Raw genomic sequence first — 26,861 nt, forward strand, 5'->3', positions numbered from 1 at the left:
TAAACTTGCACAGCTGGAGTACCCCTTGAACACATTCTCGGTTTCTCGTCTGACGCTGGCACTGGCTTTTGGCGTGACACTGACCGCCTGTAGCTCAACGCCGCCGGATCAACTGCCTTCTCAACAAACTGCCCCGGGCACGGCTTCTCGTCCGATCCTGACCGAAGGCGAAGCAAAAAACTTCGTTGCCGCTAACTATTTTGCCGATCTGACGCCAAACGCGGCCGCATGGAAGCCTTATGCTATCCGTCTGCCGGCACAGGCAAACTTCGTGGTTGGCCCGGCGGGTACGCCTGGCGTAACGCACAACACGATTCAGGCAGCGGTTGACGCGGCCATCAACAAACACTCCAGCGATCGTCAGTTCATTGCCGTGATGCCGGGTGATTACGAAGGCACGGTCTATGTTCCGGCGGCGTCCGGCAGCGTGACCATTTACGGTACCGGCGAAAAACCGCTGGACGTGAAAATCGGTCTGGCTATCGACTCTGAGATGGACAGCACGACCTGGCGTAAACTGGTCAATCCATCAGGCAAATACATGCCGGGTAAACCTGCCTGGTACATGTTTGATAAATGCCAGAGCAATCGCAACGCTACCGTTGGCGTGATGTGTTCCGCTGTTTTCTGGTCACAGAACAATGGGCTGCAACTGCAGAACCTGACCATCCAGAACAGCCTTGGCGACAGCGTTGACGCCGGTAACCACCAGGCGGTTGCGTTCCGTAGCGATGGCGACAAAGTCCAGTTGAATAACGTCAATATTCTGGGCCGCCAGAATACCTTCTTCGTGACCAACAGCGGTGTCGATAACACCCTGCGTAACGATCGCCAGACCCGTACGCTGGTGACCAACAGCTATGTAGAAGGGGATGTGGATATCGTTGCAGGCCGTGGTGCGGTTGTGTTTGATAACACCGATTTCCGTGTTGTGAACTCCCGTACCCAGCAAGAAGGCTATGTGTTCGCGCCAGCAACCCTGTCCAGCGTTAATTTCGGTTTCCTGGCGACCAACAGCCGCTTCACCGCTACCGGTAATGGCGTAGCGCAACTGGGCCGCTCTCTGGACGTGGATGCCAACACCAACGGCCAGGTTGTGATTCGCGATAGCGTAATCAATGAAGGTTTCAACGTGGCGAAGCCGTGGGCTGCCGCTGCGGCGTCAGGTCGTGCGTTTGCCGGTAATACGGGTGCGGTGGATGATAAAGGTAATATCCAGCGTCAGTTGAACGACGCGCGCTTCAACCGCATGTGGGAATTCAACAACCGCGGCACAGGCAGCCAGGTTGTTGCTGAACCGAAAAAGTAAGCAGTCTGAAACGAAAAAACCTCGCCACGGCGAGGTTTTTTTATCTCTGAAAATCAGAAGGCGTTCACCACAACCCACATTGGCCCCTGGCCTACCGCATAACGGGATTTCTCAGTCAGCAGCCCCTGTTCGCCGGTAATTTCGTACAACGCGATATGGTGGGATTTCTGCCCTGCCGCAATCAGGAATTTACCGCTGTGATCAACGTTGAAGCCACGTGGCTGTGTTTCTGTCGGCTGGAAACCCTCGATAGCCAGTACGCTGCCGTCTTCGGACACGCTGAACACGGTGATCAGGCTGGCGGTACGGTCGCAGGCATACAGGTGACGGCCATCCGGCGTAATATGGATATCCGCCGCCCAGCGGGTATCGGAAAAGTCAGCTGGCATCATATCCAGCGTCTGCACACATTCAATCTTGCCGTGCGCGTCGCTCAATTGCCATACATCGACAGAGCTGTTCAGTTCATTCACACAGTAGGCAAAGCGTTTGTTCGGATGGAAGGCGATATGGCGTGGGCCTGCGCCTTCAACGGTGGTCACTTCCGCCGGGTCTTGCGGTTGCAGGTGGCCGTCTTCGGACAGCGTAAACAAGCAAATACGATCTTGTTTCAGCGCCGGAACCCACAGGGTGCGGTTGTCAGGTGAAATATTGGCGGAATGACAACCTTCCAGCCCTTCGACTACGTCCAGGGTCTCGGTCGGCACGCCGTCGTCGAGGCGGGTCACGCTGACACAACCGGCATTATAGGAGCCGCTAAACAGGAAACGGCCACTGTGATCGGTGGAGATGTGCGTCGGGCTGCCTGGCAGAGACGCTTCTGCGGTGTAAGTCAGCGCGCCGTCGTCTGGCGCAATACGATAAGCAATAACGCGGAATTCCGGGCGTACACCCACGTAGAGGTAACGTTTATCCGGGCTTATGACCATCGGCTGAACCTGGCCGGGAACATCCACCACCTGCACAAGCGTCAGGGTGCCTTCGGGATTCAAACGCCAGACATGAATTTGCTGACTTTCCGGGCTGGCGGTATAAACGGTTTGTTTCATGAATACTCCTTTCCTTGATACTGCGTTAATTTACCAGGATAGCCTTTTTTCGTGGTTAATGCTGAATTTCACGCGCAAATTTTGCCCATGGCGCGACTCGGTGTACCATCCCGAAAAAGCCAAATTCAACATTGACCACGGAAAACGACATGACCTCGCGTGTATTAGCACTGGATTTAGACGGTACTTTACTGACCCCCAAAAAAACGCTGCTCCCCTCTTCTCTCGAGGCGCTTGCCCGGGCAAAAGCAGCCGGCTATCAGTTAATTATTGTTACCGGGCGGCATCACGTTGCCATCCATCCTTTTTATCAGGCACTGGCGCTTGATACACCTGCAATTTGCTGTAACGGCACTTATTTGTATGATTATCAGGCAAAAAAAGTGTTAACCGCCGATCCTTTGCCGGTTTCGCAAGCCGTTAAATTGATAGAGATGCTCGAATCCCACGACGTTCACGGTCTGATGTATGTCGATAATGCCATGCTCTATGAAAAGCCAACGGGGCATGTCATCCGCACCAATAACTGGGCACAAACGCTGCCCCCGGAGCAGCGCCCGGTCTTCACCCAAGTGGACTCGCTGCGCGCTGCCGCCAGTGAAGTCGACGCCATCTGGAAATTTGCCCTGACCGACGAAGACACCGGTAAACTCAAGCAATTTGCCCACACTGTCGAGCAGACGCTGGGACTGGAGTGCGAGTGGTCATGGCATGATCAGGTTGATATCGCGCGGACGGGCAACAGTAAAGGCAAGCGCCTGGCCGAGTGGGTCAACTCACAGGGCTTGTCGATGAAAGACGTGGTGGCATTCGGAGACAACTACAACGACATCAGCATGCTGGAAGCGGCGGGCCTTGGGGTCGCGATGGGAAATGCCGATGACGCGGTCAAAGCCCGCGCCAACGTTGTGATTGGCGACAACACTACCGACAGCATCGCCAGCTTTATCTATAGCCATCTGCTCTAATCAGGCGGTTATCGATACGCTCTTAATCTGCGCATAGAGCCACAGGCCAGGTTTGATGTTCAGCTCATCCCTGGCCCACGGGCTGATTCGTGCCCACAGCGTCCTTCCGCCTACATCCAGTTGTACTTCCACCTGCCCGTCGAGATCGTAGTTTTGCACCACTTTCGCCCGCAGGGTGTTACGAATGCTGGTATTGCTGGAAGGTTGCAGCACCAGCGACACGTCGGTTGCCTGTATACGGATACGCACAGCAGTCTGAAGCGGCTTATCCAGTTTATTCACCCAAATATGCTGGTCGCCAAGCGCCAGCGCCGTCATGGCATAATGCGGATGATGCTCCAGCACGCTCACTTTCAGAATGCTGCTTTGCTGCTCCTGCGGCAACCACGGGTTCATCACGCTGCTTCCCCAGACATCTTCAAGGTTACCAAACGCTTTCACCGTCCCCGCCTCCAGCACCATCACTTTATCGGCAAGGTGCAAAATCTCATCCAGCGAGTGGCTGACATAGAGCACGGGAATATTGATTTCACGCGCCATACGTTGCAGATAGGGCAACAGTTCACGTTTACGCGGGATATCCAGCGATGCCAGCGGCTCATCCAGCAGCAACAATTCCGGCGCCGTTAACAGGGCGCGGCCAATCGCCACGCGCTGCTTTTCCCCACCCGACAGTCCGCCAGGGAGGCGGTCTAAAAGCGGTTCGATACCCAGTAGCGTCACCAGCTTGTCAAACTGACCGGACATGGATTTCGCCATGCCATAGCGCAAGTTGCCCAGCACGTTGTAGTGCGGGAACAGGCGCGCATCCTGGAAGACATAACCGACCCGGCGCTTTTCCGGCGGCAGGCAGATTTTTTTCTCAGCGTCATACAATACGCGCTCATTGAGCACGATGCGGCCCTGATCCGGGCGCGTTAAGCCGCTAATCGCATTGATAAGGGAGGTTTTCCCTGCCCCCGATACGCCAAATATCGCTGTAATACCGCTGGCTGGCAGGCTTTCGGCAACCTGCAGACGGTGCGTGCCCAGCGTCTGACTAAAATTCAGCTCCAGCACAGGTTATCTCCCGGTCCGTTCACGGCTAATACGTGCCAGCCATTCAGAAATGAGCAGCGAAACGAGCGCCAGAATAATGGAGATCACACACAAGCGCGCCGCCGCCATCTCACCGCCGGGTGTCTGAATGAGGGTGTACATCGCCGAAGGAATGGTGCGCGTTTCGCCAGGAATGTTTGAGACAAAGGTGATGGTCGCGCCAAACTCACCCAGTGAACGGGCAAAGGCCAGCACGGTACCGACAATAATCCCCGGCAGGGTCAGGGGCAGCGTAATCGTCATAAATACCCGCCAGCGTCCAGCCCCTAAGGTACGGGCAGCCTGCTCGAGTTTAGTGTCAACGCCTTCCAGCGCCAGACGAATGGCACGAACCATCAGCGGAAATGACATCACCGCTGCCGCGAGAACCGCGCCTCGCCAGCTAAAAGCGAAGGTAATACCGAACCAGTCATAGAGCCACTGGCCGATAAATCCACGTCTTCCCATGGCAATAAGTAATAAATACCCCACGACAACCGGGGGGAGAACCAGGGGAAGATGAAGGAGGCTGTCAAGCAAGGCTTTGCCTGGAAAGGTACAGCGCACCAGTAACCAGGCAAAGAAAATCCCAAAGGGCAAGCTAATGACAACTGCGAGGGATGAAACTTTCAGGCTAAGTATCACTGCCTGCCATTCAGGATCCGTTAATATCATTAGTGTGTCGTAAATCCGTAACGTTTAAACACGGCGGAAGCTTCCGGGGTTTTCAGATAGTCATAGAACGCGCTAACCGTTGCGTTTTTATGACCTTCGGTAATCGCCATCGGATATTCCACTTTCTGGTGAGAGTTTTCCGGGAAAGTCCCGACCACTTTCACGCCCTTACTAGCCACGGCGTCTGAACCGTAGACGATACCCAGCGGGGCTTCGCCTCGTTCCACCAGTGCCAGAGCACCACGTACATCTTCTGCTGGCGCCAGGCTCGGGGACAATTTATCCCACGCCCCCAGTTTTTGCAGCGCCTCTTTCGCATAGATACCTGCCGGAACGTGCTCCGGATCGCCAACCGCCAGGCGGCCGCCTTTCAGCAGGCTTGCCCAGTCAGTGGTCGCATCAACGGTGATATCGCCCTGGGTACTGCTTTTCGGCGCCACAACAACCAGGCTATTTCCCAGCAGCGTTACACGCGTCCCCGTATCGATACTCTTTTTATCTACCGCATAATCCATCCATTTCTGGTCTGCAGAAATGAACAGATCCGCAGGCGCGCCTGCTTCGATTTGACGTGCCAGCGTGGAAGAAGAGGCAAACGACGAAACCACCTCGACGTTTTTCTCTTTCTTATACGCAGCGGCAATGTCCTGCATTGCATTCGTCAGCGATGCTGCCGCAAAAACGGTAATTTTCCCTTCATCAGCCAGCGCATGTCCGGCAACGGAGAGAGATAAAGTCGCCCCGGCAAAAAGGCGTAACCATGTACGTGCCATCTGTAACTCCTGTGAGTGTCGTTATATATTTCGAAATATAGCGATACTACCAGAGATTTGGCAGAGGAGATCATACTCATCAAGAATTACTGAGGCTTATGAGATATCGGCAAGCTTATGCCAATCTTGAATAGCAAAACGCCCGCTATTGCGGGCGTTTTTTTAAATTCAGCGGCGTTGCGCGGGGCGGTCGCGATGACCAACAGTGGAAAAAACGTTGAATACCTCACCCAGGCCATAGATCAACCCCAGGATGATAGCCATCACCACAGGGACCATGATTACGGCAAAAACTAAGCTTTTCAATAACTCAAACATGGTCAACTCCATTTAGTGTTAAGGGGGCATTCTAACCGCATCCGGCAGAAAAACACTCGCCTTTTGTGCCATCGCCGGTAACCTTTTACAGGGACTGACGGCTCAGTACAAACATATCCGCGCTGCGAATATTCCAGGGGCGGGCAATATGTGAATGTTGCCTGCTATCGACACGTATTTTATCAAACGGAATGCACTTCACTTCTTTGCTTGAGTCCCAGGTGACCAGTCCTTCGTCTGTTACTTTCGAAATGACCGTCCAGTGGCTATATTCTTGCTCACCATCATTATAATCGTAAGCCTGAATAACGACCCTTCCCGCTTTATAATTCGCCAGGCTTAACGTATCGAGAATATCCCGACGATCGCGGCGTTTATCGTTATGCCAGTAGGGCATGCTAAAGGCGAACTGCCACTGTTGGCGGGTTTTCGGATCGTAAAATTCGTACCCAGTATTTAACAGAGCCATCGTCCGGCTCAGCGTATTTTTAAGCGAACCGCGGCCAATACCGTTCACGAATCCCATCGGATCGCCATCAAAAACATATTGCTGCAAAATGACAGGGAAGATTTCCGGAAGCGCCAGTTCAGGTTCCAGTAAATGTATCCCGTTCGCCATTGCGTAAAAACCACAGGCCCCGTCCAGCTCACCTTGCAAGGCCGGGCGTTTTTTAACTGCCATATTCTGTTCCTTCAGCGCGTTGTCTCTTTCCCCTATCGACAATTGTGACAGTATCTTTAGAAAAACAACGCTCGCGGGGGAAGACTAGGCTACAGGTCGATTTTCCTTCACAATATTCTTTTTGCATCAGGACACTACGCTATGCAGGCTGAAATTCTTCTTACCCTCAAACTCCAGGAACGGCTGTTCGCAGACCCGCGCCGTATTCATTTACTCAAACAGATAGAACAGACGGGTTCAATAAGCCAGGGGGCGAAGAATGCAAACATCAGCTATAAAAGTGCCTGGGACGCCATCAATGAGATGAATCAGCTCAGTGAACAGACGCTGGTGGAACGTGCGACAGGGGGAAAAGGCGGCGGTGGTGCAGTCGTTACCCGCTACGGCCAGCGTCTTATTCAACTCTATGATTTACTCGGCCAGATTCAGCAAAAAGCGTTTGATGTACTGAGCGACGACGATGCTATGCCATTGGACAGCCTGCTGGCAGCCATTTCCCGTTTTTCGCTGCAAACCAGCGCCCGTAACCAATGGTTTGGCACCATTACCGCCCTTGACCACCAGCAGGTACAGCAGCATGTCAATGTGCTTCTGGCGGATGGTACGACATCTCTCAACGTCGCTATTACTGCACAAAGCGTGCAACGCCTGGATTTGACCCAGGGCAAAGAGGTGCTGGTGCTACTAAAAGCGCCCTGGGTAGACATCACAACCGACCACGCCACTGCGCAACAGGCCGATAACCAGCTCCGGGGGCGGATCAGCCATATTGAGCGTGGCGAATTACAGTGCGAAGTGCTGCTGACGCTTCCCGATGGCCAGCAGTTATGTGCGACAGTGCCCGCCCGACAAGCGCAAGATCTAAAGGAAGAGGCTGAGGTCACCGCATATTTTAATGCTGACAAGATCATTCTCGCCACGTTGTGCTAAGTAGATTGACAAGTTGCCTGCCAACACGTATCCCTGTTTGTATCGCTGCAAAAAATGGGATACATAATGTCATCATTGCAAATTTCGCAAGGTACGTTTCGTCTGAGCGACACCCGGACACTGTCGATTCATCATTTAACGCTGCAGTCGGGTGAAAGCTGGGCTTTCGTCGGCGCAAACGGGAGCGGAAAATCGGCGCTGGCCAAAGCGCTGGCCGGTGAGTTGACGCTCCTTAAAGGGGATCGCCAGAATAGCTTCTCGCGCATTACCCGCCTGTCATTCGAACAACTGCAAAAACTGGTCAGTGAAGAGTGGCAACGCAATAACACCGACATGCTAAGCCCCGGTGAAGATGATACCGGGCGCACCACCGCTGAAATCATCCAGGATGAGGTTAACGATGCCGCACGCTGCCAGCAACTGGCTGAACGTTTTGGTATCACTTCGCTGCTCTCGCGCCGTTTTAAATACCTCTCGACGGGAGAGACGCGCAAAACGCTTCTCTGCCAGGCGCTGATGTCACAACCCGATTTATTGATCCTTGACGAGCCCTTTGACGGCCTGGATGTTACTTCACGGCAGAATCTCGCCGCCCTCCTCGCCGAGCTTAATGCGGAGGGTTACACCCTGGTGCTGGTGCTGAACCGCTTTGATGAAATTCCGGATTTTGTACAGAATGCGGGCGTACTGGCTGACTGCGCGCTAACGGAAGTCGGCGAAAAATCAGCACTGTTACAGCAGGCGCTTATCGCGCAACTGGCGCACAGCGAGAATCTGGCGGGAATGGCGCTGCCGGAACCGGATGCGCCGCCAGCCCGCGCACAACTAATCCCCGGAGAGCCGCTGATTGTCCTCAGAGATGGAGTGGTCTCCTATAACGATCGTCCGATTATCAACCACCTCGACTGGACCGTTCGACCGGGCGAACACTGGCAAATTAGCGGGCCGAACGGCGCAGGAAAATCGACGCTGCTTAGTCTGGTAACGGGCGATCATGCGCAAGGCTACAGCAACGATTTAACCCTTTTTGGTCGTCGTCGCGGCAGCGGCGAGACCATCTGGGATATAAAGAAGCACATTGGTTACGTCAGCAGCAGTCTGCATCTTGACTATCGCGTCAGTACGACCGTGCGCAATGTGGTTCTTTCCGGCTATTTTGACTCTATTGGTATTTATCAGGCCGTTTCGGATAAACAGCGCAAGCTGGCGCAACAGTGGCTGGACCTCGCGGGGTTTAACCCCAAAACCGCCGATGCGCCTTTCCATAGTCTGTCATGGGGACAGCAACGCCTGGCGCTGATTGTCCGTGCGCTGGTCAAACATCCGACGTTACTGATCCTTGATGAGCCGCTGCAAGGACTGGATCCGCTGAACCGTCAGCTCATTCGCCGCTTTGTTGACGTACTGATTGGCGAAGGCGAAACGCAATTATTGTTTGTCTCCCACCATGCCAGCGATGCCCCGACGTGTATCACGCATCGCTTACAATTTGTCCCGGAGGGCGACAGCTGGCGCTACGCGTTTGATTGAGTTTTTCACAGGTGGGGCACCGCCCTGCCTGTGTTTCATATCATTTTCAGAATTTATGCATCATTACGTCATTATTTATCTGTTTTATAATCAGTTACGTGGGCAGCTAATGCATGACCCATTGCAGTGTAAACGATTCCACTAATTTATCACATATCACAGTTTTGCCATCTCTGTTATGCTAAAGTTAATTCATAACATACGCCTGATGGAGTGATATATGAAAGTTCTGGTTACGGGTGGTAGCGGTTACATTGGAAGCCATACCTGTGTACAACTGCTGCAAAATGGCCACGACGTCATCATCCTCGACAATCTGTGTAACAGTAAACGCAGTGTCGTGCCGGTGCTTGAACGCCTGGGGGGCAAATCCGCCCTGTTTATCCAGGGTGATATTCGTGATGAAGCATTGCTGGCTGAAATCCTGCACGATCATGCAATCGAAGCGGTCATCCACTTCGCAGGACTGAAAGCCGTTGGCGAATCCGTCGCCAAACCGCTGGAGTACTACGATAACAACGTCAACGGTACCCTTCGTCTGGTGAATGCCATGCGCGCGGCTAACGTTAAAAACCTCATTTTCAGCTCTTCCGCAACGGTCTACGGCGATCAGCCGCAAATCCCGTATGTCGAAAGTTTCCCGACCGGCACCCCGCAAAGCCCGTACGGCAAAAGTAAGCTGATGGTTGAGCAGATCCTGACCGATCTGCAAAAAGCCCAGCCGGACTGGAGCATTGCCCTGCTGCGTTATTTCAACCCGGTGGGCGCCCATCCGTCAGGAGATATGGGTGAAGACCCGCAGGGTATCCCGAACAACCTGATGCCTTACATCGCCCAGGTGGCCGTGGGCCGTCGCGATTCTCTGGCCGTATTCGGTAATGATTACCCTACGCCTGATGGCACCGGCGTGCGCGATTACATCCATGTGATGGATTTGGCCGACGGGCACGTTGCGGCGATGGAAAAACTGGCGGGCAAGCAAGGCGTCCACATTTATAACCTCGGCGCAGGCGTTGGCAGCAGTGTGCTGGATGTGGTTAACGCATTCAGCAAAGCCTGCGGTAAACCGATAGCGTACCACTTCGCTCCCCGCCGTGATGGCGATCTGCCCGCCTACTGGGCGGATGCAAGCAAAGCGGATAATGAGCTGGGCTGGCGTGTGACCCGTACGCTTGATGAGATGGCACAAGATACCTGGCGCTGGCAGTCCCGCCACCCGCAGGGCTACACCGATTAAAGGAAGGGTCATGACGCAATTTAACCCGGTCGATCATCCGCATCGCCGTTATAACCCGCTGACAGGGCAATGGATTCTGGTATCGCCGCACCGGGCCAAACGCCCCTGGCAGGGCGCCCAGGAAACCCCGGCGAAACAGACCCTGCCGTCCCACGATCCCGACTGTTTTTTATGTCCGGGCAACACCCGTGTCACCGGCGATAAAAACCCCGATTATCCCGGTACGTATGTCTTTACCAATGACTTTGCGGCACTGATGACCGACACGCCGGACGCGCCGGAAAGCAGCGATCCGCTGATGCGCAGCCAGAGCGCGCGCGGCACCAGTCGCGTTATTTGCTTTTCGCCGGATCACAGCAAAACCCTGCCGGAACTGAGCCTGAGCGCGCTGGAAGAGGTGGTGAAAACCTGGCAGGAGCAGACCGCCGATCTGGGCCGGACGTACCCGTGGGTTCAGGTCTTTGAGAATAAAGGCGCGGCAATGGGCTGCTCGAACCCGCACCCGCATGGCCAGGTGTGGGCCAACAGTTTCCTGCCCAATGAAGCCGAACGTGAAGACCGCCTGCAGAGTGACTATTTCCGCCAGTACGGCTCCCCCATGCTGGTGGATTACGCCGAACGTGAGCGCAGGGACGGCAGCCGTACCGTCGTTGAAACCGAACACTGGCTGGCCGTGGTGCCCTACTGGGCAGCCTGGCCGTTTGAAACGCTGCTGTTACCCAAAGCGCATATCCGGCGGATCACCGACTTAACCGACGCGCAGCGTGGCGACCTGGCGCTGGCCCTCAAGCAGCTGACCAGCCGTTACGATAACCTGTTTCAGTGCTCCTTCCCCTACTCGATGGGCTGGCACGGGGCGCCCTTCACACAACAGGATCACAGTCACTGGCAGTTGCATGCGCATTTTTACCCGCCGTTATTACGCTCCGCCACGGTACGTAAGTTTATGGTCGGTTATGAAATGCTGGCCGAGACGCAGCGTGACCTGACGGCAGAACAGGCGGCTGAACGTCTGCGCGCGGTCAGCGCTGTTCATTTCCGCGAATCCGGAGTTTAACCATGAGTCTGAAAGAAAAAACACAGTCCCTGTTTGCTGAAAAATTTGGCTACCCTGCCACCCATACCCTTCAGGCCCCGGGGCGCGTAAACCTGATCGGCGAACATACCGATTATAACGACGGGTTTGTGCTGCCCTGCGCCATTGATTACCAGACCGTCATCAGCTGCGCCACGCGGACAGATCGGACCGTGCGCGTTATCGCCGCCGACTACGACGACCAGCAGGATGAATTCTCGCTGGACGCCCCCATCGTGACCCACCCTTCGCAACAGTGGTCAAACTATGTGCGTGGCGTGGTGAAACATCTGCAAAAACGTGACAACACGTTTGGCGGCGCAGACCTCGTCATCAGCGGCAACGTGCCGCAGGGTGCGGGCCTGAGCTCTTCCGCCTCGCTGGAAGTGGCGGTCGGCACCGTGTTTCAGCAGCTGTACCACCTGCCGCTGGACGGCACGCAAATCGCCCTCAACGGCCAGGAAGCGGAAAACCAGTTTGTCGGCTGTAACTGCGGCATCATGGACCAGCTCATCTCGGCGCTGGGTAAAAAAGGCAGCGCACTGCTGATCGACTGTCGCTCGCTGGGCAGCAAAGCGGTCTCCATGCCGGAGGGCGTCGCCATCGTCATTATCAACAGTAACTTTAAACGCACCCTGGTGGGCAGCGAGTACAACACCCGCCGTGAACAGTGTGAAACCGGTGCACGTTTCTTCCAGCAAAAAGCGCTGCGTGACGTGAATATCAATCAGTTCAATGCCGTCGCGCACGAACTGGATCCGGTGGTTGCCCGGCGCGTCCGCCATGTGCTGACTGAAAATGCGCGTACCGTGGAGGCTGCCGACGCACTGGAAAAAGGCGACCTGCAGCGAATGGGCGTCCTGATGGCGGAATCGCATGCCTCCATGCGTGACGATTTCGAAATCACCGTGCCGCAAATCGACACCCTGGTGGAGATTGTGAAGACCACCATCGGCGACAAAGGCGGGGTGCGCATGACCGGCGGCGGTTTCGGCGGCTGCGTGGTCGCGCTGGTGCCGGAAGCACTGGTGCCAGCGGTGAAAGAGGCCGTTGCGGCGCAGTACGAAGCCAAAACCGGTATTAAAGAGACATTTTACGTGTGCAAACCTTCACAGGGAGCGGGACAGTGCTAAATGAATCTTCCGGGGCAGCGCCAGATGGACTGCCCTTCCGTCTGATTACCCTGCGCAACAGCGCAGGGATGGTGGTCACCGTCATGGACTGGGGCGCTACGTTGCTGTCGGCACGGGTGCCACTTTCCGATGGCTCGGTGCGTGAAGCGCTACTCGGTTGCGCCACCCCCGAACACTATATTCACCAGAACGCGTTTCTGGGCGCATCCGTTGGGCGCTATGCGAATCGGATCGCTAAAAGCCAGTTTGTCCTCGACGGGGAAACCTGGGCGCTCGTGCCAAGTCAGGGCGAAAACCAGCTGCACGGCGGCCCGGAAGGGTTTGATAAGCGCCGCTGGCTAATTGAGCGACAAAATGACAGCGAAGCGCTGCTCTCATTAACCTCGCCTGATGGCGACCAGGGTTTTCCTGGTAAAGTGAACGCCAGCGTGCTTTATCGCCTTGGTGAAGATAACCGCCTGGCTATCGAGTATCGTGCGACGACCGATAAGCCTTGTCCGGTTAACCTGACCAATCACGCCTACTTCAATCTCAACGGCGAACAGAGCGATGTGCGTAGCCACAGGCTGCAACTGCTGGCGGATGCCTATCTGCCGGTCGACAGCATGGGTATCCCGACGGGCGACCTGAAAAATGTGGCGCAGACCAGCTTTGATTTCCGTCAGCCGAAAACGCTGGCTCAGGATTTCCTGAGTGATGACGATCAGCGGGTGGTGAAAGGTTACGACCATGCGTTTTTGCTGCAGGCTAAAGGTGATGCCAGCCAGCCTGCGGCCCATGTCTGGTCGGCGGACAATAAGCTGCAAATGTCCGTCTATACGTCTGCCCCGGCGCTACAATTTTACTCCGGGAATTTCCTTGAAGGGACACCCGCTCGCGGCAATACGGCCTACAGTGCGTGGCAGGGTCTGGCACTGGAAAGTGAATTTTTACCCGACAGCCCGAACCATCCGGACTATCCTCACGGCAGCTGTATTCTGCGACCCGGCGATGAGTATGTCAGCCTGACGGAATATCACTTTATTCCCGCCTGATAACCAACCCTCCATACGGAGGGTTTTTTTTGCCCATTTCGCTGAAATATCGGCCATTCATCGACAAAATGGTAACCACTAATTCACAAGCACCTTACACTGGGCCACTATTTTCGCTATGGTTAAGGGTAATCGTTGCTGCTGGTCATTACAGGGCAATATAATGAGAATTGTTATCATTCAATCAGGCTTATGAAGGAGTAAGTGTATGGCTGTTACTAAACTGGTTCTGGTTCGTCACGGCGAAAGCCAGTGGAACAATGAAAACCGCTTCACCGGTTGGTATGACGTTGATCTGTCCGAGAAAGGCGTTAGCGAAGCAAAAGCCGCAGGTAAGCTGCTGAAGGATGAAGGCTTCACCTTCGACTTTGCATACACCTCGGTGCTGAAACGTGCCATCCACACCCTGTGGAATGTGCTGGACGAACTGGATCAGGCCTGGCTGCCGGTTGAGAAATCCTGGAAACTGAACGAGCGTCATTACGGTGCGCTGCAGGGTCTGAACAAAGCGGAAACCGCTGAAAAATACGGTGACGAGCAGGTTAAACAGTGGCGTCGCGGCTTTGCTGTTACTCCGCCGGAACTGACGAAAGATGACGAGCGTTTCCCGGGCCACGATCCGCGTTATGCGAAACTGACCGAGAAAGAGCTGCCGACCACCGAAAGCCTGGCGCTGACTATCGAACGCGTAGTGCCTTACTGGAACGAAACCATTCTGCCGCGCCTGAAAAGCGGTGAGCGCGTAATCATCGCGGCTCACGGCAACTCCCTGCGCGCGCTGGTGAAATACCTGGATAATATGGGCGAAGACGAAATTCTTGAACTGAATATCCCGACCGGCGTGCCGCTGGTGTATGAGTTCGACGAAAACTTCAAACCTGTCAAACACTACTACCTGGGTAATGCCGATGAGATCGCGGCGAAAGCGGCTGCCGTTGCCAACCAGGGTAAAGCGAAGTAGTTTTCGCGAGGCATCAAAAAAAGCGTGGAGCAATCCACGCTTTTTTGTTTGCAGGGGCACGACACAACATCATTTACGACTGTGTCGAGGCGGCAAAGGAAGGAATCCCCGAGAGCATCGATAACTCGGTGACCGGGTTTTCCCAGTGCAGCCAACAAAGAAACAGACCAAAGGATGAAGCGTATTTACTGGCGACGCGCTTTAACCGCTGCCGCCAGCTGACGGAGGATCGTATCGGTGTCATCCCAGCCGATGCAGGCATCGGTTACACTCTTGCCATAGACCAGCGGTTCGCTGCCTTCCAGACTCTGATTGCCTTCCACCAGATGGCTTTCGATCATCACGCCGATAATCGCTTTTTCACCGCCGGCAATTTGCGCGCAGACATCAGCACCTACGTCCATCTGCTTTTTAAATTGCTTACTGGAGTTCGCATGGCTGAAATCGATCATCACCTGCGCGGGCAGGCCTGCTTTCTCCAGACCAACTTTCACTTCGGCGACATGTTTAGCACTGTAGTTCGGCTCTTTACCACCGCGCAAAATGATATGGCAGTCGCCATTCCCGCTGGTATTAACAATCGCAGAGTGGCCCCATTTGGTCACAGACAGGAAGCAGTGTGGCGCACCCGCTGCATTGATGGCGTCAATAGCCACTTTGATGGTGCCGTCAGTACCGTTTTTGAAGCCAACCGGGCAAGAAAGACCAGAGGCCAGCTCACGGTGAACCTGCGATTCCGTCGTCCGCGCGCCAATAGCGCCCCAGCTCATCAGGTCAGCAACGTACTGCGGGGTGATCATATCGAGAAACTCACCCGCAGCCGGTAATCCACTGTCATTGATATCCAGCAATAGCTTGCGCGCAATGCGCAGACCGTCGTTGATCTGGAAGCTATTATCCATGTGCGGATCGTTGATGAGCCCTTTCCAGCCCACGGTGGTACGCGGTTTTTCAAAGTAAACGCGCATCACGATTTCCAGCTCACCCTGAAGTTCTTCACGCAGCGTCAGCAGACGTGCGGCATACTCTTTAGCCGCAGCCGGATCGTGAATAGAGCACGGGCCAATCACTACCAGCAGGCGATCGTCATTGCCTTTCAAAATTTTATGAATCGCTTTGCGGGCATGGGAGACAGTTTTGGCCGCAGTTTCGGTAGCAGGAAACTTCTCAAGGAGTGCGACAGGGGGTAATAACTCGTTGATCTCTTTAATGCGTAAATCGTCGTTCTGATAATTCATGATCGTTCCAGCGTAGCCATACTTATTTTAATGAATGCAATCTCTCCAATCTAACTTGTCAGTCAGGTAGTGTAAACGCGAATTTACACTGCGGGCAGAAAAATCCTGGAATGCCTTTAAAAACCGCCAGAAAGTAGCGAATAGCGATAACAGCGCTACACTTTTTAAGTGTAAATACTTAGTTTGTTTTATTTTTCAATATTATGTGCTGCCATAGTCGGTAATGCATAACATGTTTCACTACTGAGCGTGATAGTTCGTTCGCGCATGTCAGGCCGATGATACGCATCGGTAAATAATGACCAGAACAGGAGCATCATGATGAAAATGAATAAATTAGCGACACTTTTCTTGACGACAACTCTGACCCTGGCAAGCGGTGCGGCATTCGCTGATGATTCCCCTTCTCAATCCAATAATGGCCAGGCCAACGCTGCCGCCAGTGCGGGACAGACGGCGCCGGATGCGAAAGCGAATCTTGAACCCAATACCACGACGAATGGTTCCGCTTCATCAGGTATGAAACTTAACACTGAGAAACACATGAACTCCCACACAGGTACTAAGCACATGACAAAGGATGAGATCCATAAAAACTCTCAGTGTAAAGACGGTAAATGCCCGGATATCAACAAGAAAGTTCAGACCGGTAACGGTATTAATAATGATGCAAATACCAAAACCGACGGCACTACGCAGTAAAAATAGCCTGGGTTAAAACGGGGAGAGCTTTGGCTCTCCTCATTTTTTTCTGCTGAACAGCTAAAGATCTGCAATGATGTAGGACGCTGCTAACGCCAATTACACGGGACGGCTCATTATGGCGCATTCACATTCTCACTCTCATCTCCCTGCTGACGCCAATGCGCGACGCCTGCTTCTGGCTTTTAGCGTCACAGCGTTGTTCATGCTGGTCGAGGTGGTTGGGGGGCTGATTTCCGGCTCACTGGCGTTACTGGCCGATGCCGGGCATATGCTGACGGATGCCGCCGCGCTCTTTTTTGCCTTGCTGGCCGTCCATTTCGCCCACCGCCCTTCCGGGCCACGACGCACCTTTGGCTGGCTTCGTCTGACCACCCTCGCCGCCTTTATTAACGCCATTGCGCTGGTGCTGATTACTTTTTTTATCGTCTGGGAAGCAATCCAGCGCTTTTATCATCCACAACCCGTGGCGGGTATGACAATGATGGTGATTGCCGTCATGGGGTTGCTGGCGAATATACTGGCATTCTGGTTGCTGCATCGGGGTAATGAAGAACGGAACCTGAATGTCCGGGCGGCGGCTTTGCATGTCATTGGCGATCTGCTGGGCTCCGTTGGCGCCATTGTTGCTGCACTGATCATTATGTTTACCGGCTGGACGCCTGCCGACCCGATACTCTCCATCCTGGTCTCGGTGCTGGTATTACGCAGTGCCTGGGCATTATTACGTGAGAGCGTCAATGAATTGCTCGAAGGCGCGCCCGTATCGATGGATATCAATGCGTTAAAACGGCATCTGCGTCGGGCGATTACCGAAGTACGCGATGTCCATCATGTGCATGTCTGGCTGGTGGGAGAGAAAACGCTGATGACGTTACATGTCCAGGTGATTCCACCGCACGATCACGACGGACTACTGCGCCAGATTGAACATTTCCTGGTACATCATTACCAGATTGAACATGTGACGATTCAGATGGAGTATCAGCCCTGTAGTGGGCCTGACTGCCATCTCAGCGAGACGCAGCCAGACCATAACCATTCATACCATCATTAGTTCGAGAACGCGTGAGAGCCGCGCTCACGGGCGCTATTTATCCACATCCGGCTACCGTTGAGTGCGATAAAGGTCAGAATCATATATTCCAGCGACATGGCCCAGACACCTTGCAGGGCGAAAATCACCACGCTGATGACATTGATAATGACCCACAGCAGCCAGTTTTCGACATATTTCCGTGTCATCAAAATCATGGCAACGATGGAAAGGACCATCATGCAGGAGTCCCAAAACGGGAAGGCGTCCGGCTGCAACTCAGGCATAGCCACATTCAACCCAAACGTCTGCATTATTGAGACCGCCACACGGGTGAGCACGGCAAATACCGGATCGATAAAGAAGGTCATAAAACCAATCGCCAGTGCACACAGCACCAGCCAGGCTAAGGCTTTTGGCAAAGGCAACCAGCGGATTTGCAGAACGGCCTCGTTGGAAGTCGTTTGCCGTGACCAGGCATACCAGCCGTAGATATTGGCGGCAAAGAAAAACAGCTGGAGCAACAGGCTGGCATAGAGCTGAATCTGGAAGAAGATAATGGCAAACAGCGTTACATTGATTAAGCCAAATGCGTAATTGCTGATTTTTTCCAGGCTGGCGAGCCAGATGCATAACAGGCCCGCCACTGTGCCTACTGCTTCAATCCATGAAAGATCGTAGCCTCCGGCGCCGATCGGGATATGTACCAAGATATTCTGCGTACTAAAAAAATCCATCTTTTCCCCAGAGCGTATTCTTACGCATTTTTCCTCATTAAGGACGTAGTGTAGCCGCAAAATCCAACATACGGTTCAATGGCAGCAATGCCCCTTCACGCAGTGCAGCATCGACATGGATTTCGTGCGCTTCCCCACCGTTCTCCAGACCTTCTGCAATGGCTTTCAGGCCATTCATTGCCATCCATGGGCAATGAGCACAGCTACGGCAGGTTGCCCCCTCACCGGCAGTCGGCGCCTCGAGTAACTCTTTTTCCGGCACCGCCTGCTGCATTTTATAAAAGATACCGCGGTCGGTGGCGACAATAAGTTGCTTATGCGGAAGCGTTTTTGCGGCATTGATCAACTGGCTGGTGGAACCCACTGCATCGGCCAGTTTAACCACGGAGTGCGGTGATTCCGGATGTACCAGGATGGCGGCCTCCGGATAAAGCGCCTTCATGCGAATCAGCGCCTGGGTTTTAAATTCGTCATGTACGATGCAGGCTCCCTGCCAGCACAGCACGTCTGCTCCGGTTTGTTTCTGTACGTAGCTACCGAGATGGCGGTCAGGTGCCCAGATAATTTTCTCGCCGAGGCTATCCAGATGTTCTATCAACTCAACAGCAATACTGGAGGTAACGACCCAGTCAGCACGGGCTTTGACTGCCGCCGAGGTGTTGGCATACACCACCACGGTTCGGTCCGGATGCGCATCGCAAAAAGCGCTGAACGCCTCGATGGGGCAACCCAAATCCAGCGAACACTCGGCATTGAGTGTCGGCATAAGGATAGTTTTTTCGGGGCTGAGGATTTTGGCGGTTTCTCCCATAAAGCGTACGCCAGCGACCAGTAACGTTGAGGCCGGATGTTTGGCGCCAAAGCGCGCCATCTCAAGCGAGTCAGAAATACATCCGCCCGTCTCTTCCGCCAGTTGCTGAATTTCCGGGTCAGTGTAGTAATGCGCAACCATTACGGCGTCACGCTCTTTTAACAGGCGTTTGATTTTTTCCCGATAGAACTCTTTTTCATCACGGCTTAGAGGAAGAGGCTTCGGCGGAAAAGGATAGATTGCGGCTTCCGGATCGAACATTACGCTCATCATGCTTACTCGTTTTACTGGCTTAACAAAATGCCTTTCTTTTTCGACAACGCGGCAAAGGCAAGGCGAATGTGTTTTATATACTAAACAAGATAGCGGATTGAGGGGCAAAAGTCACAGAAAATGAACGAACGAGTGACATAGTGCAAGGGAAGAGCTGAAGTGGACGCATTGCAGATAGCAAAAAGGCGCCTTTAGGGCGCCTTTTTACATTGGTGGGTCGTGCAGGATTCGAACCTGCGACCAATTGATTAAAAGTCAACTGCTCTACCAACTGAGCTAACGACCCTTTACGGGATGTACTATTTTTTCAGGCTGGTGGGTCGTGCAGGATTCGAACCTGCGACCAATTGATTAAAAGTCAACTGCTCTACCAACTGAGCTAACGACCCGTTTGGGTACGCCTGAAATTTTTACTCGGAACCAATAAAAATTGGTGGGTCGTGCAGGATGACTTGACGTCGTCTCGCCCTATGGGCCGTTGCTAAAGCAACGTTATCCTTCACGTTTAATATCTGAGTAAGACATTAAAATTGGTGGGTCGTGCAGGATTCGAACCTGCGACCAATTGATTAAAAGTCAACTGCTCTACCAACTGAGCTAACGACCCGAGTGGTGGGTGATGACGGGATCGAACCGCCGACCCCCTCCTTGTAAGGGAGGTGCTCTCCCAGCTGAGCTAATCACCCGATACTACGCTGGATACATCTTACTAACTGATGTTAGTTGGTGGGTCGTGCAGGATGACTCGGCTTCGCCTTGCCCTTTGGGCCGTTGGGCCGTTGGGCCGTTGCTGACGCAACGTTATCCTTTACGTTTAACTATCGCTTTCCACCGTAACGATTGGTGGGTCGTGCAGGATTCGAACCTGCGACCAATTGATTAAAAGTCAACTGCTCTACCAACTGAGCTAACGACCCACTTTTGCGTTGCTTTGAGTTTGTTTGATATCCCGTGGCAACGGCGGCATATATTACTGATTTAAGAACGCAGCGCAACAAGAATTTCGAGGAAGATCACCTGACTGCTTATGATTCACGCGACAAGACCAGAAAAAAAGCGATTTCTGGTCATGTGCTATTCATCACATAGAACCGAGACGTTTCTGCGCCTGTTTTGCGCCTTCGGTACCCGGATACTTCGCGACCACCTGCTGATAAACGGCTTTCGCCTTCGCCGTGTCACCTTTATCTTGCATGATCACGCCGACTTTAAACATCGCATCTGGCGCTTTCGGTGATTTCGGGTAATTTTTCACCACGGAGGCAAAATAGAACGCCGCATCATCCTTCTTACCCTTGTTGTAATTCAACTGTCCCAGCCAGTAATTAGCATTCGGAACATAGGTTGAATCAGGGTATTTCTTAACAAAGTTCTGGAATGCGACAATCGCGTCATCCTGGCGAGCTTTATCCTGCACCAGGGCAATGGCTGCATTGTAATCCGTATTGGCATCACCGCTTTGTACCGGCGCGCCTGAGGCTGCCGCTTCGTCAGGCGCCGCCTGCGCTGCTGCCCCGGCCTGATCGCCCGAAGCCTGCTGCGTTTGCCCAGCTGCGCCGCCGTTGCTCAGACTACCGATCTGCTGCTGAATTTGCTGCTGACGTTCAACAACCTGATTAAGCTGATACTGACTCTCCTGAATTTGTCCACGCAGGGTGTCAATATCCGCCTGGTTATCAGCGAGTTGTTGCTGGAGTTGAGTTAAAAGCTGGCTGTGAGCATTAGAAATACGCTCGAGTTGAGTGACGCGGTCTTCGACCGAGCCTGAGCCGACACTACTGATTGGCGCTTGAGCATTAGCGGCCCAGGGGGCCGCTATGCCAACCAGTAACGACAGACTCAATAGATGATGTCTGAGGTTACTGCTCATGCAATTCTCTTAGTAAACCAGTACGGCACGACGGTTTTTAGCGTAAGCCGCTTCGTCATGGCCCAGTACTGCAGGTTTTTCTTTACCGTAAGAAACGATGGAGATCTGGTCAGCGGTAACACCTTTACCCTGCAGGTACATTTTAACGGCGTTAGCACGACGTTCGCCCAGGGAGATGTTGTATTCCGGAGTACCACGTTCGTCCGCGTGACCTTCTACGGTGACTTTGTAAGACGGGTTGCTACGCAGGAAGTTAGCGTGCGCGTCCAGCATCGCAGCGAAATCAGAACGGATGTCATACTTGTCCAGATCGAAGTAGACGATGTTGTTCTGCTGCAGCTGCTGCATCTGCAGACGAGCTTGCTCTTCAGAAGACATGTTACCATTGCCGTTCATACCAGTGCCCGCACCCAGCATACCTTCGCCATTCTGGTCGTTGGTTGCTTTTTTAGAAGAACAGGCCGCGATTGCCATGATCGGCAGAACCAGCATCAGGCCTTTCAGCACTTTGTTCAGTTGCATTTCGTTAATTCCTTTAATTACCAATTATTATTTAGACAGATACGGCGACCAGGCAGGGGATTTCACCTGTCCATCAGACGCCGGAATACGCGCTTTGAAACGCCCATCTGTAGAAACCAGATTCAGCACGGATCCCATCCCCTGAGAAGAGCTGTAGATTACCATCGTGCCGTTAGGTGCCAGACTCGGCGATTCATCCAGGAACGTTGACGATAAAACCTGCACGCCACCCGCTACCAGATCCTGCTTGGCAATGTGCTGCTGACCACCGTCGGAGCTCACCATTACCATAAACTTACCGTCAGCACTTACGTCAGCATCCTGGTTTTGTGAACCCTGCCAGGTGATACGCTGTGCAGCACCGCCGTTAACGTTAATTTTATAAACCTGCGGACGACCCGCCTGGTCAGAGGTAAATGCCAGATTCTGGCTATCCGGGAACCAGGTGGGTTCAGTGTTGTTACTGCGACCATCGGTTACCTGACGAATTTGACCCGACCCCAGATCCATTACATAGATGTTCAGGCTACCGGTTTTAGACAGCGCGAAGGCAATCTTAGAACCATCCGGAGAGAATGCCGGCGCACCGTTGTGACGCGGGAAAGAAGCGACCTGGCGAATAGCGGTACTGGACAGATCCTGAATGACCAGCGCAGAACGACCGCTTTCGAAGGTTACGTACGCCAGTTTCGAGGCATCCGGTGACCACGCCGGAGACATCAGCGGCTGCGAAGAGCGGTGTACGACGGCGGTATTGTAACCATCGTAGTCAGAGACGCGCAGTTCATACGGGAACTGGCCGCCATTGCTCTGCACGACATACGCGATACGGGTACGGAATGCACCTTTAATGCCGGTCAGTTTCTGGAACACATCGTCGCTGGCAGTGTGCGCGCCATAGCGTAGCCACTGTTTGCTGACGTTGAAGGAGTTCTGTGCCAGTACGGTACCCGGCGCACCGCCGGTGTCGACCAACTGGTAAGCCACTTTATAGGTGCCATCCGGGTTCGGGCTGACCTGCCCCACAACGACGGCATCAATACCCAGTGCAGACCAGGCTGCTGGCTGAACTTCCTGAGCTGTCGCTGGCTGCTGAGGCAGACGAGAACGATCCAGAGGATTAAATTTACCGCTGTTACGCAGATCCGACGCCACGATATTGCCAATATCTTCTGGCGCACCGCCAGGGCCTGCCCACTGGAAGGGCACGACACCGATTGGGCGTGCCGAGTCCACCCCCTGGGTGATCTCGATACGTACTTCTGCGTGCAGCACCGCTGCCCACAGCATCAGAAAACCAAACGCTACACGTAATGCCTGCTTCATCTTATCTCCCTTATCCGGGCGGAAAACCCGCGATAATTTAGCAGAATGTTAACAAACTCAATTATACAAAACTACCGAAACACCAGGACAAACTTAGTCTGTTTTCCCTGCCTGTGCAGAAGAATTCGTTACTAAGGTTTAAAGTCCAGAGGTACGTTTCTAAAGACCTTATAGACCTCAGCCGTTGGCGGTTTAGGGAACTTCGACATACGATTTGTCGCGGCTAACATCGCCTGACAAAAAGCAGGGTCGCCACCTTCCTGCGCCACTGAGAGCAAAGTACCGTCTTCTGCAATTTTCACACGCAACGTACAGGTTTTGCCCGCATAAGTGTCCCAGTCATACAGATGGCCCTTAATCGCCGCCTGTACTTGCGACATATACGCACTGATATCAGCCTGCGACGCGCCCCCCTGGCCTGCCTTACTTCCTTTAGCAGGTGAATCACCACCTGTGGTACCACTGGAATGACCTTTCGGCGCATTCTTACCGGAACTCAGGTCGCCCAGCAGATCGTCAACGCCTGATGCGGCAGCGGCTTTTTCAGCCGCCGCTTTCTTGGCGGCAGCAGCCTTCTCAGCAGCGGCTTTCTTATCTGCGGCAGCCTTCTCAGCAGCGGCTTTCTTATCTGCAGCAGCCTTCTCAGCAGCAGCCGCTTTTTCAGCGGCGGCTTTTTCTGCCGCTGCCTTCTCGGCAGCCGCTGCTTTTTCAGCGGCGGCCTTCTCTGCTGCGGCTTTTTTCGCAGCGTCCGCAGCCGCTTTCTTCTCAGCATCCTGCTGAGCTTTCTTCGCGGCTTCTGCTTCGGCTTTTTTCGCAGCTTCGACTTCGGCTTTCTTCTGAGCATCGGCTGCAGCTTTGGCCGCTTCTGCTTCAGCTTTTTTCTTCGCATCCGCAGCGGCTTTCGCAGCATCTGCTTCCGCTTTTTTCTGTGCGTCTGCCGCCGCTTTCTTCGCCGCTTCCGCCGCTTCTTTTGCCTGTGCATCCGCTTTCGCTTTTGCATCAGCAGCGGCTTTTGCTGCAGCTTCTTCCGCCTGTTTTTGCGCTTCCTGCGCTTTCTTCGCGGCGTCTTCTGCTTTTTTCTGTTCTGCGGCCTGCTCACGGGCAGCTTCTTGCGCCTGCAAACGTTCCTGTTCAAGCTGTTTTAAGCGTTCCTGCTCGGCAGCCTGTTTTTCACGCAGTTCTTCTGCCTGCTGCTGAGCCTGCTTTTCACGCTGCTCTTGCGCACGCTTTGCGCTGGCCTGTTGCTGCTGCTGACGGTTGTAATTCTGGACAACGGCACCGGGATCGACCATTACCGCATCAATAGAAGAACCGCCACCACCACCCGCAGAGGCATCAATATTTTCATCAAACGAACTCCAGATCAGCAGTGCAACCAGAATCACATGCAACACCGCCGAAATAATTATCGCTCGTTTAAGTTTGTCGTTTTGTTCGGTTGCCTTTGACACTCTCGGTTCCCAAAAACTGCCGCCTGTTAAGCCGGTGATCAGATAGGCTGCGTCATCAAGCCAACCGATTTAACACCCGCGCTGTGTAACAGGTTTAGCGCTTTAATGATTTCATCGTAAGGCACTTCTTTTGCGCCACCGATCAAGAAAACGGTTTTCGGATTCGATTGCAGGCGACGTTGCGCTTCTGCAATCACTTGCTCTGGCGGTAGCTGATCCATACGATCTTTCTCTACCACCACGCTGTACTGTCCGACACCGGAAACCTCAATAATGACCGGAGGATCGTCATTGGTGCTGACGGTTTTCGACTCTGTCGCATCCGGCAGGTCAACCTCCACGCTCTGGGTGATTATCGGTGCGGTTGCCATGAAGATCAGCAACAGCACCAGCAGCACGTCCAGCAGCGGAACAATATTGATTTCGGATTTGAGGCCACGACTGTTACGGCTGCCCCGTCCACGCGTTCTGGCCATGGTTTACCCCTTGTTGCTCTCAGTGCTGGTAAACGCCTGACGATGCAGAATAGCCGTGAACTCTTCCATAAAGTTGTCGTAATTCAGTTCCAGTTTGTTCACACGCTGGTTCAGGCGGTTGTAGGCCATTACCGCTGGAATCGCTGCGAACAGGCCGATTGCGGTGGCGATCAACGCTTCGGCGATACCCGGCGCAACCATCTGTAGGGTTGCCTGCTTCACCGCACCCAGTGCGATAAAGGCATGCATGATCCCCCACACCGTACCAAACAGACCGATATAAGGACTGATGGAACCGACAGTACCGAGGAAAGGAATATGCGTTTCCAGGTTCTCCAGCTCACGGTTCATCGAAATACGCATCGCCCTGGATGCCCCTTCGACAATGGCTTCCGGCGCATGGCTATTGGCGCGGTGTAAACGCGCGAACTCTTTGAACCCGCTGTAGAAGATTTGTTCCGACCCCGTCAGATTATCACGGCGCCCCTGGCTTTCCTGGTACAGACGCGACAGTTCAATGCCAGACCAGAACTTGTCTTCAAAGGCTTCCGCTTCACGACCGGCTGCGTTGAGAATGCGCGTTCGCTGGATGATGATTGCCCAGGATGCGATTGAAAAACCAATCAAAATCAACATGATAAGTTTGACCAGAAGGCTTGCCTTCAGGAACAAATCAAGGATGTTCATGTCAGTCACTGCTTAAACTCCGCGACAATAGACTTGGGAAGCGCACGAGGCTTCATTAAGAGTGGATCAACACAGACAATCAGTACCTCAGCTTCGTTCAGGACTTTGTTCTCTGCGTTGACGATCCGCTGCGTGAAGACCAGAGAGGTCCCGCGCATTGATGTAATTTCCGTTTGGACTTCGAGCATATCGTCGAGTCTGGCGGGCGCAAAATACTCCAGCGTCAGTTTGCGTACCACGAATGCGACGCGCTCGGCCAGCAAAACTTGCTGGCTAAAGTGATGGTGGCGCAGCATCTCAGTGCGTGCTCGTTCATAAAAAGCCACGTAGCTGGCGTGGTAAACCACACCACCGGCGTCGGTATCTTCGTAGTAGACACGAACCGGCCATCGAAACAGCGTTGTATTCACTTTACATCCCGGTAATGCAACAAAAGTTAGAGCTTTTAAACTTCGCTACTATACGCGCGGGGGAGATGGTTTGGAATGGGTAGAAGTAAACGGAGAGTAAAAATATATGGGCTTTTGCAAGCCCATGTCCTAAGCGGAGATTTCTTATTCAAAAGAAGAAGAAAATCAAACCAGCCAGCATTACCAGGTCTGCGATCAGCGGGCAAAAAATACCTTGCCAGTGAACCGCGCGGGGACGGAATCCCACGCCATGAATGACACCAGCGCAAACGGCCCACATCAGCAGAAAGCCATGCCAGACCTCAAGGTCGCTGGTCTTTGCCGCAAAACGCGAGGGATCCCAAAAGATACACCCTGCCAGCACTAATGCCATAATTAAGGAAAGCGCCCTTAACGGGCGCTTATCCATTACCGCATAAAGTTTCGCGATAATCTCGTTCATCAATGCTCTTCTTGCTTACCGGCTTTCAACGCTTCCACATGTTCAAATGCCAGCGCCGTAATCACTCCAAAAGCACAGGCAAGAAGCGTTCCTAAAATCCATGCGAAATACCACATTATCAGCTCCTTA

The 26,861-nt window shown here is 53.5% G+C and carries 29 protein-coding genes and 5 tRNA genes; 11 read left to right on the forward strand and 23 right to left on the reverse strand.

Translation table 11 applies throughout. From position 1 onward, the window contains the following. The first annotated feature begins 25 nt into the window (after positions 1-25). Positions 26-1,309 carry a putative acyl-CoA thioester hydrolase gene (locus tag AB182_RS17395; RefSeq protein WP_047371206.1) on the forward strand — a complete coding sequence of 428 codons (1,284 nt, stop codon included), beginning with the start codon at positions 26-28 and terminating at the stop codon, positions 1,307-1,309. Positions 1,310-1,362: 53 nt separating this feature from the next. Here AB182_RS17395 and pgl read toward each other — a convergent pair whose 3' ends face one another. Then, positions 1,363-2,358 (reverse strand): 6-phosphogluconolactonase, encoded by a 996-nt coding sequence (pgl, locus tag AB182_RS17400; protein WP_047371207.1) that lies wholly within the window; start codon positions 2,356-2,358, stop codon positions 1,363-1,365. Between the two features lie 149 nt (positions 2,359-2,507). Here pgl and AB182_RS17405 point away from each other — a divergent pair, with 149 nt between their 5' ends. Next, positions 2,508-3,326, forward strand: a complete 819-nt coding sequence (locus AB182_RS17405) for a pyridoxal phosphatase (protein ID WP_047371208.1) — start codon at positions 2,508-2,510, stop codon at positions 3,324-3,326. On the opposite strand, the gene modC is transcribed toward AB182_RS17405, so the two are convergent. The 5 genes from modC to AB182_RS17430 form a co-directional block, all read right to left on the reverse strand. After that, entirely contained in the window at positions 3,327-4,385 is a 1,059-nt protein-coding gene (gene modC / locus AB182_RS31475) for a molybdenum ABC transporter ATP-binding protein ModC (protein ID WP_047371209.1), read from the reverse strand. A 3-nt stretch (positions 4,386-4,388) separates the two neighbouring features. Next, positions 4,389-5,078 (reverse strand): molybdate ABC transporter permease subunit, encoded by a 690-nt coding sequence (gene modB, locus AB182_RS31480; RefSeq protein WP_047371210.1) that lies wholly within the window; start codon positions 5,076-5,078, stop codon positions 4,389-4,391. After that, positions 5,078-5,851, reverse strand: coding sequence for a molybdate ABC transporter substrate-binding protein (gene modA, locus AB182_RS17420; protein ID WP_047371211.1), 774 nt, complete (start codon positions 5,849-5,851; stop codon positions 5,078-5,080). Before modA ends, modB begins: the two co-directional genes overlap by 1 nt. A gap of 168 nt (positions 5,852-6,019) precedes the next feature. Beyond that, positions 6,020-6,169, reverse strand: coding sequence for an AcrZ family multidrug efflux pump-associated protein (locus AB182_RS30800; protein ID WP_047371212.1), 150 nt, complete (start codon positions 6,167-6,169; stop codon positions 6,020-6,022). Positions 6,170-6,254: 85 nt separating this feature from the next. Next, a complete protein-coding gene (locus tag AB182_RS17430) occupies positions 6,255-6,851 on the reverse strand; it encodes a hypothetical protein (RefSeq protein ID WP_047371213.1) in 597 nt (198 codons plus the stop codon). A 141-nt stretch (positions 6,852-6,992) separates the two neighbouring features. Here AB182_RS17430 and modE point away from each other — a divergent pair, with 141 nt between their 5' ends. From modE to gpmA, 7 genes are all read left to right on the forward strand, one after another. After that, on the forward strand, positions 6,993-7,781 hold the full coding sequence (gene modE, locus AB182_RS17435; protein WP_047371214.1) for a molybdenum-dependent transcriptional regulator: 789 nt from the start codon (positions 6,993-6,995) through the stop codon (positions 7,779-7,781). 66 nt (positions 7,782-7,847) lie between these two features. Continuing rightward, positions 7,848-9,311 carry a molybdate ABC transporter ATP-binding protein ModF gene (gene modF, locus AB182_RS17440; RefSeq protein ID WP_047371215.1) on the forward strand — a complete coding sequence of 488 codons (1,464 nt, stop codon included), beginning with the start codon at positions 7,848-7,850 and terminating at the stop codon, positions 9,309-9,311. A gap of 220 nt (positions 9,312-9,531) precedes the next feature. After that, positions 9,532-10,548 carry a UDP-glucose 4-epimerase GalE gene (gene galE / locus AB182_RS17445; protein ID WP_047371216.1) on the forward strand — a complete coding sequence of 339 codons (1,017 nt, stop codon included), beginning with the start codon at positions 9,532-9,534 and terminating at the stop codon, positions 10,546-10,548. A gap of 10 nt (positions 10,549-10,558) precedes the next feature. Next, positions 10,559-11,605, forward strand: a complete 1,047-nt coding sequence (gene galT / locus AB182_RS17450; RefSeq protein WP_047371217.1) for a galactose-1-phosphate uridylyltransferase — start codon at positions 10,559-10,561, stop codon at positions 11,603-11,605. A 2-nt stretch (positions 11,606-11,607) separates the two neighbouring features. Continuing rightward, complete coding sequence (galK, locus tag AB182_RS17455; RefSeq protein ID WP_047371218.1) at positions 11,608-12,756, forward strand: galactokinase; 1,149 nt, start codon at positions 11,608-11,610, stop codon at positions 12,754-12,756. Further along, a complete protein-coding gene (gene galM / locus AB182_RS17460) occupies positions 12,750-13,790 on the forward strand; it encodes a galactose-1-epimerase (RefSeq protein WP_047371219.1) in 1,041 nt (346 codons plus the stop codon). The genes galK and galM overlap by 7 nt, the downstream gene beginning before the upstream one ends. 208 nt (positions 13,791-13,998) lie before the next feature. Then, positions 13,999-14,751 (forward strand): 2,3-diphosphoglycerate-dependent phosphoglycerate mutase, encoded by a 753-nt coding sequence (gpmA, locus tag AB182_RS17465; protein WP_047371220.1) that lies wholly within the window; start codon positions 13,999-14,001, stop codon positions 14,749-14,751. A 185-nt stretch (positions 14,752-14,936) separates the two neighbouring features. Here the strand turns inward: gpmA and aroG are convergent, their stop codons facing one another. Beyond that, positions 14,937-15,989, reverse strand: coding sequence for a 3-deoxy-7-phosphoheptulonate synthase AroG (aroG, locus tag AB182_RS17470; protein WP_047371221.1), 1,053 nt, complete (start codon positions 15,987-15,989; stop codon positions 14,937-14,939). A gap of 321 nt (positions 15,990-16,310) precedes the next feature. Here aroG and AB182_RS17475 point away from each other — a divergent pair, with 321 nt between their 5' ends. Next, positions 16,311-16,691, forward strand: a complete 381-nt coding sequence (locus AB182_RS17475) for a protein YbgS (protein WP_047371222.1) — start codon at positions 16,311-16,313, stop codon at positions 16,689-16,691. A gap of 118 nt (positions 16,692-16,809) precedes the next feature. Next, positions 16,810-17,748, forward strand: coding sequence for a CDF family zinc transporter ZitB (gene zitB / locus AB182_RS17480; protein WP_047371223.1), 939 nt, complete (start codon positions 16,810-16,812; stop codon positions 17,746-17,748). Here zitB and pnuC read toward each other — a convergent pair. The 16 genes from pnuC to cydX form a co-directional block, all read right to left on the reverse strand. Continuing rightward, positions 17,745-18,464, reverse strand: a complete 720-nt coding sequence (gene pnuC, locus AB182_RS17485; RefSeq protein WP_047371224.1) for a nicotinamide riboside transporter PnuC — start codon at positions 18,462-18,464, stop codon at positions 17,745-17,747. The genes zitB and pnuC overlap by 4 nt on opposite strands. 37 nt (positions 18,465-18,501) lie before the next feature. Next, positions 18,502-19,545 carry a quinolinate synthase NadA gene (nadA, locus tag AB182_RS17490; RefSeq protein WP_047371225.1) on the reverse strand — a complete coding sequence of 348 codons (1,044 nt, stop codon included), beginning with the start codon at positions 19,543-19,545 and terminating at the stop codon, positions 18,502-18,504. Between the two features lie 213 nt (positions 19,546-19,758). Next, a tRNA-Lys gene (locus tag AB182_RS17495) sits at positions 19,759-19,834 on the reverse strand. Positions 19,835-19,861: 27 nt separating this feature from the next. Next, positions 19,862-19,937 (reverse strand) — tRNA-Lys (locus AB182_RS17500). A gap of 142 nt (positions 19,938-20,079) precedes the next feature. After that, positions 20,080-20,155 (reverse strand) — tRNA-Lys (locus AB182_RS17505). Between the two features lie 3 nt (positions 20,156-20,158). Then, positions 20,159-20,234 (reverse strand) — tRNA-Val (locus AB182_RS17510). Between the two features lie 155 nt (positions 20,235-20,389). Further along, positions 20,390-20,465, reverse strand: a tRNA-Lys gene (locus AB182_RS17515). A gap of 164 nt (positions 20,466-20,629) precedes the next feature. Further along, positions 20,630-21,418, reverse strand: a complete 789-nt coding sequence (cpoB, locus tag AB182_RS17520; RefSeq protein ID WP_047371226.1) for a cell division protein CpoB — start codon at positions 21,416-21,418, stop codon at positions 20,630-20,632. 9 nt (positions 21,419-21,427) lie between these two features. Further along, positions 21,428-21,940, reverse strand: coding sequence for a peptidoglycan-associated lipoprotein Pal (pal, locus tag AB182_RS17525; RefSeq protein WP_041852065.1), 513 nt, complete (start codon positions 21,938-21,940; stop codon positions 21,428-21,430). 27 nt (positions 21,941-21,967) lie between these two features. After that, positions 21,968-23,266, reverse strand: coding sequence for a Tol-Pal system beta propeller repeat protein TolB (tolB, locus tag AB182_RS17530; protein ID WP_047371227.1), 1,299 nt, complete (start codon positions 23,264-23,266; stop codon positions 21,968-21,970). 131 nt (positions 23,267-23,397) lie between these two features. Further along, complete coding sequence (gene tolA / locus AB182_RS17535; RefSeq protein ID WP_047371228.1) at positions 23,398-24,717, reverse strand: cell envelope integrity protein TolA; 1,320 nt, start codon at positions 24,715-24,717, stop codon at positions 23,398-23,400. A gap of 38 nt (positions 24,718-24,755) precedes the next feature. Next, the gene (gene tolR, locus AB182_RS17540) at positions 24,756-25,193 is read right to left on the reverse strand and encodes a colicin uptake protein TolR (RefSeq protein WP_041852068.1); all 438 of its coding nucleotides are present in this window, start codon (positions 25,191-25,193) and stop codon (positions 24,756-24,758) included. Positions 25,194-25,196: 3 nt separating this feature from the next. After that, the gene (tolQ, locus tag AB182_RS17545) at positions 25,197-25,889 is read right to left on the reverse strand and encodes a Tol-Pal system protein TolQ (protein ID WP_090081892.1); all 693 of its coding nucleotides are present in this window, start codon (positions 25,887-25,889) and stop codon (positions 25,197-25,199) included. Continuing rightward, positions 25,886-26,290 (reverse strand): tol-pal system-associated acyl-CoA thioesterase, encoded by a 405-nt coding sequence (ybgC, locus tag AB182_RS17550; protein ID WP_047371229.1) that lies wholly within the window; start codon positions 26,288-26,290, stop codon positions 25,886-25,888. The genes tolQ and ybgC overlap by 4 nt, the downstream gene beginning before the upstream one ends. 148 nt (positions 26,291-26,438) lie before the next feature. Next, positions 26,439-26,732 (reverse strand): cyd operon protein YbgE, encoded by a 294-nt coding sequence (ybgE, locus tag AB182_RS17555; RefSeq protein WP_047371230.1) that lies wholly within the window; start codon positions 26,730-26,732, stop codon positions 26,439-26,441. After that, complete coding sequence (gene cydX / locus AB182_RS30805) at positions 26,732-26,848, reverse strand: cytochrome bd-I oxidase subunit CydX (protein WP_064572420.1); 117 nt, start codon at positions 26,846-26,848, stop codon at positions 26,732-26,734. The genes ybgE and cydX overlap by 1 nt, the downstream gene beginning before the upstream one ends. Positions 26,849-26,861: the final 13 nt, after the last annotated feature.

It is taken from the genome of Phytobacter ursingii (assembly GCF_001022135.1).
GTDB lineage: Bacteria > Pseudomonadota > Gammaproteobacteria > Enterobacterales > Enterobacteriaceae > Phytobacter > Phytobacter ursingii.